Raw genomic sequence first — 6,603 nt, forward strand, 5'->3', positions numbered from 1 at the left:
GGGTGATACAGCTTCTAGGCGGCGCGAAAGGCCGCACGCAGGAAGGCAGGACGGGATGGCTGCAGAACGACACGTTGATCACAAGGTGCTCGAGACCTTCGCCGAGACCAGGGTCAATGTGCCTGCCCGGGAGGCGACGGAACGCCGCCGCCAGGTCAACCACTTGCGCGAGCGGCTGGAGGGGCACATCGCCGCGCACCCGGACTTCGACCTGGTCAAGCTCCGGGCGTCCGGCAGTACCGCCAAGTTCACCGCCATCCAGCGCCGCGGCGGCGGCTCCGATGCGGATGTCGCGGCCTACCTGCGGACCGCTGACCCCGGCGTGGACGAGGCCAGCCTGCTGGAGTGGCTGCGTGACCGTTGCATCCAGGTCTACGGCGACACGAAGGTCGCCGACGACTTCAAGATCTCTGACCACGCGGTCGGGATCACCCTTCGCGGCTCCGGCCTGAAGATCGACGTCGCACCGGTGCTGTACACCGGAGAGCCGGACGACAAGGGGTATCTGGTGACCCGCCAGGGCACCAGGGTCCTCACCTCCGTCACCTTGCACCTGCGGTTCATCGAGAAGCGCAAGAGCAGCGACGCCGCCGGCCCCGGCTACACCGAGCTGATCCGCCTGCTGAAGGCGTGGATCCGCCAGAGTAAGCTGCACGACCCGGACCTGCGCTGCAAGAGCTTCCTCCTCGAGCTCCTGGTCGCCCATCTGTGGGAGACCGGATGGAACGGAGAGCCGCTCCAGGTCAACGACTACCCCCGGGCCATCGAGCAGGTGCTGGCCTACATCGCCCGCACCGGTCTTGAGCGCCCGATCGTCTTCACCGACTTCTACCCGGCCGGCGACGTCGCCTCGTCGTCCGACTCCATCCAGGTGTGGGACCCCGTCAATCCCGACAACAACGTCGCCGGCACCTACACCGAGCAGGACCGCCTGCGCCTGGTCGAGCACGCCAATGCCGCGCTGGAAGCCGTCGCCTGGGCGGCCGGCGCGCCGACGCGGGGCGAGGCGAACGACGCCTGGCGCGAGCTGTTCGGCCCCACCTTCCAGGGAGCGTGAGCATGACCGGCTCGTCCACCAGGTCGTCCTCGTTCACGCTCACCGACGCCCGCTACGTCGGCGCCAAGATCGGAGCCGATCTCCGCCTCCTCAACGGCTACTACGGGGCCCCCGCCCTGGCCATCATCGACGACTACGTCGAAGAGGTCGCCCTGCTCCTGCGCGACGGCTACCTCGACACCGTCGACTACGGCTTCCGTGAGACGGCCACCAACACCTGGAAGCTGCGCCTGCGCTATAAGGCCACCCTCGGCGGGCAGCTCACCGACGGCCGCCCCGGCAGCCTGCCCCGCGCCGCCGAGCTCGCCGGCTACGGCTTTCACAGCTACCTCACCTACAGCACCGCCTACGGGGCCCTGACCGCCGCCGAACGGGCCGCGGTCAAAGAAGACCTGCCGATCAAGCGCACGGCCGGCCACGCCCCCACCGCCCTGTCCGGCACCACCACCACGGGCCACGGCTACGCCCGCAACGGTGCCGGCGTTGGCCGCGACGTCTACCTCGCCCACTAGCCCAGGAGCCGGGAAACACCTATGACCAGCCAGGACGACCTGTTCCACCCTGTCATCGAACTGCCCGAGACGACGCGCCGCGCGCGCTACGACCGCCTGGTGGGGCTGGACGCACTGAAGCTGCGGCTGCGCAAGGAAGCCATCCTGCTCGCCGATCCCCGCCGCCTGCGCAGGTGGGCGGACACCTTCCACGACGGCCCGCTCGCCGCCCTCGACCTGTTTGCGGACCGGGCCCCGCTGTTCGTCTTCGCCGGTGACGTCGGCTCCGGCAAGTCCGCCCTGGCCGAGTCGTTCGGCTGCGACCTCGCCGACCAGCTCGGCCTCCCGGTCTTCCTCTACCGCCTCAAGCTCGCCACCCGCGGCAGCGGCCTGGTCGGCGAGATGACCGCGCTCATCGGCGACGCCTTCTCCCATCTGCACGCCGCTGGCCGGCGGGCCACCGGAAGCCGCGGCGTCAACTCGGTCCTGGTCCTGGTCGTGGACGAGGCCGACGCGCTGGTCCAGTCCCGCGAAGCTCAGCAGATGCACCACGAGGACCGGGCCGGCGTGGACGCCTTCCTGGCAGGGATCGACGGCCTGGCCGGCGCCCAGCTTCCCGTCCTCGTCGTGCTCTGCACCAACCGCCTCGGCGCCCTCGACCCCGCCGTCATGCGCCGCGCCGCCGCCACCTTCACCTTCGCCCGCCCCGACGACCAGCAGCGCCACGCCGTCCTCACCCAGGCTCTCCAGGGCCTGGCCGTCCGGCCGGAGACCGTCGACAAGCTCGTCACCATCACCGGCCCCAGCACCGGCCGGCCCGGCTACACGTTCTCCGATCTCACCCAGCGCCTCGTCCCCGCCGCCGTCCTGCGCGCCTTCCCGGACCGCCCGGTCGCGGACGAGGATCTCCTCGCGCTCGCCGAGCAGATCCAGCCCAGCCCCGTCTTCACCGAGGAGCAGCGATGAAGCCTCTGCCGACGCCAACTGCCAGCGGCGTCAGGATCACCGGCGACCACTACCAGTGGCTCATCGCATGGATGGGCTGCCTGACCCTGCTGCGCGAGAACACCACCGGCGCCGCGAACCCGGTCGTCTCCGTCGGTGTCGAAGCCGACGGCGTCGGCAAGCTCGACGACGTCGTCCTGCTGCGCCGCACACCCCCGCACACCTATATGCAGGTCAAATACGCCGTGGGCAGTGCCACGCCCGTCAACGAGGCGTACCTGACCGATCCGAGCCCTGCCGGTGGCCCGTCCATCCTGAGCAAGATCGCCACCGCCTGGCGCACCCTCAGCGCCGACAGCACCGACGTCGATCTCGCCCTGGTCACCAACCGGGCCCCCGACCCGGGCGATCCTCTGACCGCCGTCCGCGATGCGCGCACCCAGCTGCTCCTGCCGAAGGCCGCGGACGGCGGACCCAGGTCCCAAGCCGGCAAGGCACGCGCCCGCTGGGCGCACAACGCCGGGCTGAGCGAGGCGAAACTCCACGACCTCCTCTCCTGCCTGCGCTTCGACCTGGCCCGGGACCTGCCCCGGGTACAGGAACAGCTCGAGCTCCTGATGGCCGCCTCCGGCCTGCGCCACGACGAGCAGGCGATCAACGACGGTGCGAACTGGGTGGCTCAGCAAGTCCGCAACGGCCACCGGACGATCACTCTGGACATGGTCAAGGCCGCGGTCGACACCCTCAAACTGAAGATCGGTCCCGCCCGCGCGGTCCTGTCGATCGCCACCCTCAAGCCCGACCCCGTGGCGGGCGAGGCCGACCACACCATCGACTGGGTCGACCGGTTCGAGACGTCCTCCGAGTTCACCAAGCGCCGTCCGCTGGCCCCCGCGACCTGGGCGCAACTGCAGGAGGACATCGAGGCCGCCCCCGCGCACCTGCGCGGTAGGACCGCGATCTCCGTGACCGGAAGCATCCGCCTGGCTCCCGCCTTCCTGACCGGCACCGCCTTCCGCATGGTCACCGGAGCCGATCTGGCCGTCCTCCAGCGCGGACAGCTGTGGAGCACCAACGACCCATATGACACCGACTGGCAACCCACCGCCGAAGAGCACGCCCTGGACCAGGGCGACGACCTGGCCGTCGCCGTGAACGTGACCGTGCGGGCTCAAGACCTCACCCACGACGTCCTCGACCATCTCCGGGACCAGCACACACCCGTGGCCACACTCCTGGTCCTCACCCCGCCCGCGGGCCCCAAGGACGGCTCCATTCCCGACAGCCAGGCCGCCAACGCCCTCGCCGTCGGGATCCGCGACACCCTGCGCCGGGCCACCCGCACCACCCCCCGCATCCACCTTTTCCTCGCCTGTCCCATGGGACTCGCGCTGCTGCTCGGCCACCGCTGGAACCGGCTGCGTCCCACCGTGGTGTACGAAGACGTCCGCTCAGCCCAGGGGTATGAGGCGGCATTCACCGTCGAAGCCTGACCGCACTCGACGCCCACCGCCTAACCGCGCATCGGCTTCCCGCACTCCTGCGCAGGATCGGCGTCTGGTCCCCGCTGCCCTGGATGCGGTTGCGAACCGGCTGGCAGGCGGGGGAGACCGCGCCAGACGTGCTCGAGACGCGACCCGGCTAAAGAATGCCGATTGACACCAACGGCCGCCGCCGATGCTGCCACGTACGACAGGAAGCCCTGATGAATCCCGCAGACGACCTCGCCAGGAAGATCGAAACCATCAGGAGGATGCTGGCAGACGACGAGCCTGCCGCATTGCGCACCAGCTACCTCGCCGACCCCTCACAAGGACGAACCGTCCTGCAGGGCTCCACGGCACCAGCTCTCGTACCGGCGTGGAACCAGCACCCGAATGGTCTGTGGGTTCCAGGTGCGGCGGCGCAGGCACCCGCCCCCATCGACCTGATGGCCGTCTACCTGACCGCCGAGGAGATCTACGGCGTCACACCCCCCGCCGACTACACCACGCGCCAACTACAGCGCATCCCGCTGGAAAACGTGCTCCGGTTCTGCGCCCTCGTGCTCACCGCCCTCGCCATCCCGGGTACCTCGGCGCGCGACGTGGACGAGAGATTCGCGAACGACCTGCTGCAGGGGCCGGTGCGCGATCGCGTGCTGAACCTCCTCAGAGACAACACGCGCAGATTCCTTGTACCCCAAGCCTTCATGCTCCTGGCCCGAGCCGCGGTTCAGACGTCCCCCGATACCCTGCCGCAGGGCACCCAGCCGGGCGACCTGGTCGGCGCCCTGCTGTGCATCAGCCAGACCATGGGGCACCACCCTGACTCAGGCCCGACCGTCATCGCCGACCGGCCTGGCCCTCTGGGCCGGGAGATCATCGCAAACCAGCACTTCAACCACACCTGGGCCGTCTCCGGACTCCTGGCCCGCTACGCCCGCCGGTGGCTGGAACTTCCCGCAGAACACAGAGCCGAGCCCAACATCGTAGACCTCAGCCAGGCATATGAGGACTGCACCGGTATCCGGCTGGAGGAACTGGCAGCCGTCGCAGGCTATCTGTGGATGCGCACCGTGCAAGGCACGTTCCTGCTTGAGTACGCCGAGCTGGCAACGCTGGACATTCCCGCGGAACGGCTCGAGAGGGTGCTCTCGCTACTCAGCAACGACCTGCCCGGGATGCGCGAAGCCGTGCGACGCGAACAGCCACAACAGCTCACCGAATGGTCCTTCGACCCCTTCCAGCGCTGGCCCGTCATCCGCCTGACCGGAGAGCGCCTGCTGACCCTCGACCCACGCCACCTCGTGAACCGGGCGTTTGGATGGCTGCCGATCTGGGACATCAAGTTTCCCCCGCCCGGGCACACCAAGCCTTCCGGCCACAAGAAACTCGCAGCCCGCGCGGAGCAGACCCTGCGCCACTTCAGTGAGGTCTACGTCAGCGAAGTCCTCCACCACATCACGCAAGATGCGTCCACCGCCCGGCGCGTCTACGACGACGCACAGCTCAAAGCTGCCTACAGCGCCGAAGGCCAGCGCATCGCCGACGCGGCGATCGACTACCCCGGCACCTGGGTCGTCATCGAGGTCACCACCACCCAACTGCGCCGCGAAGCTGCAACCGGCGTCCCGGATGAGTCGCAGATCGAGGACATCGACAAGCTCATCGACGAGCTTGACCAGATCGATGCAACCATCAACGCCCTCCGCAAGGACGAAGCAGCCCTCACGAAGGCACCCGCCATCCACCCCCGGCGTTTCCAGCCCCTGCTCGTGCTGCCCGAAGGCTTTCCCGTCAACCCGGTCACACTGACAGTCATCCGCGAACGCGCTCGTTCCCGCGGACTCCTCCAACGGCCGGACACAGATCCGCTCGAGATCGCAGACATCGAGGAACTAGAGATGATCGAGGGGATCCAGGAAACCTCCGGGCCCAGCCTTCTCGAGATCCTGCGGAGCAAGAGCGCCGGCACCTTGCGCAACGCGGGCCTTCGCGAGCACATACTTCACGGCATGGGACTCGCCCCTCCCAAACCAGCGCGGCATGCTGCGCTCTTCGAGACCGCCATGAAACCGCTTTTCGACGTCCTCCCTCCACCCACCGAACACGCGCCATCTCCCTGATCGAAGCGAGCTAACGTCCGAAACCTGTCCCGGTCGGCTGAATAAGCCACCACGGCATGCCAGTTGACCGGCTCTACGGACAGTCGGGCAGGGACATCGTGTCCGCACCCGCTGTTGCCCAGCCGCAACCGGTGAACTGCCGTTCCCCAGCGGCGGACGAGCCACGGCCGGGTGGACGTCGAAGTCGTGGGGATCGCACGTGGCGATCGCCCGCCCGACCGGCGTCTCATGCCCGCCGACTGCCGTGCTGCCGCCGACGGCTGCGCCGCGCAGACCCAGCAGCGGCCCAGGAACAAGACCCAGGGCACGTGCCAACGCTCCCACCGTGTGGGACGACGGCACCTCGGCTGAAGGCCTCACTGACGGTCGTGCGCCCCAATCCGGCTCGACGGGCCAGCAGAGTCTTCGTCAGACCGAACGTAACCAGCCCGGCCTCCAGACGAGCACGCAACTCGCTCAGCGTCCGCCGCAGGATTCTCGAAATTGGGATGGTCACCCGCTGC

General features: G+C 68.8%; 5 protein-coding genes. All 5 read left to right on the forward strand.

The window, feature by feature from the left end:
- The first annotated feature begins 55 nt into the window (after nucleotides 1-55).
- The 5 genes from R2S09_RS39730 (at nucleotide 56) to R2S09_RS39750 (ending at nucleotide 6,100) form a co-directional block, all read left to right on the forward strand.
- Nucleotides 56-1,057 (forward strand): CBASS oligonucleotide cyclase, encoded by a 1,002-nt coding sequence (locus R2S09_RS39730; RefSeq protein WP_316746141.1) that lies wholly within the window; start codon nucleotides 56-58, stop codon nucleotides 1,055-1,057.
- Between the two features lie 2 nt (nucleotides 1,058-1,059).
- Nucleotides 1,060-1,569 (forward strand): hypothetical protein, encoded by a 510-nt coding sequence (locus tag R2S09_RS39735; RefSeq protein ID WP_316746143.1) that lies wholly within the window; start codon nucleotides 1,060-1,062, stop codon nucleotides 1,567-1,569.
- A 21-nt stretch (nucleotides 1,570-1,590) separates the two neighbouring features.
- Nucleotides 1,591-2,514: an AAA family ATPase gene (locus R2S09_RS39740; protein WP_316746144.1), complete on the forward strand. Its 924-nt coding sequence runs from the start codon at nucleotides 1,591-1,593 to the stop codon at nucleotides 2,512-2,514.
- Entirely contained in the window at nucleotides 2,511-3,986 is a 1,476-nt protein-coding gene (locus R2S09_RS39745) for an SAVED domain-containing protein (RefSeq protein ID WP_316746145.1), read from the forward strand. The genes R2S09_RS39740 and R2S09_RS39745 overlap by 4 nt, the downstream gene beginning before the upstream one ends.
- 212 nt (nucleotides 3,987-4,198) lie before the next feature.
- The gene (locus R2S09_RS39750) at nucleotides 4,199-6,100 is read left to right on the forward strand and encodes a hypothetical protein (RefSeq protein WP_316746146.1); all 1,902 of its coding nucleotides are present in this window, start codon (nucleotides 4,199-4,201) and stop codon (nucleotides 6,098-6,100) included.
- The last annotated feature ends 503 nt before the right edge of the window (nucleotides 6,101-6,603 follow it).

The sequence above is a fragment of the Streptomyces sp. MK7 genome, assembly GCF_032658145.1.
Taxonomy (GTDB): Bacteria; Actinomycetota; Actinomycetes; order Streptomycetales; family Streptomycetaceae; genus Streptomyces; species Streptomyces spiralis.

Coding starts and splice junctions, on each gene's coding strand:
- R2S09_RS39730 (WP_316746141.1), top strand. CDS start 56: ATGGCTGCAGAACGACACGTTGATCACAAGGTGCTCGAGACCTTCGCC.
- R2S09_RS39735 (WP_316746143.1), top strand. CDS start 1,060: ATGACCGGCTCGTCCACCAGGTCGTCCTCGTTCACGCTCACCGACGCC.
- R2S09_RS39740 (WP_316746144.1), top strand. CDS start 1,591: ATGACCAGCCAGGACGACCTGTTCCACCCTGTCATCGAACTGCCCGAG.
- R2S09_RS39745 (WP_316746145.1), top strand. CDS start 2,511: ATGAAGCCTCTGCCGACGCCAACTGCCAGCGGCGTCAGGATCACCGGC.
- R2S09_RS39750 (WP_316746146.1), top strand. CDS start 4,199: ATGAATCCCGCAGACGACCTCGCCAGGAAGATCGAAACCATCAGGAGG.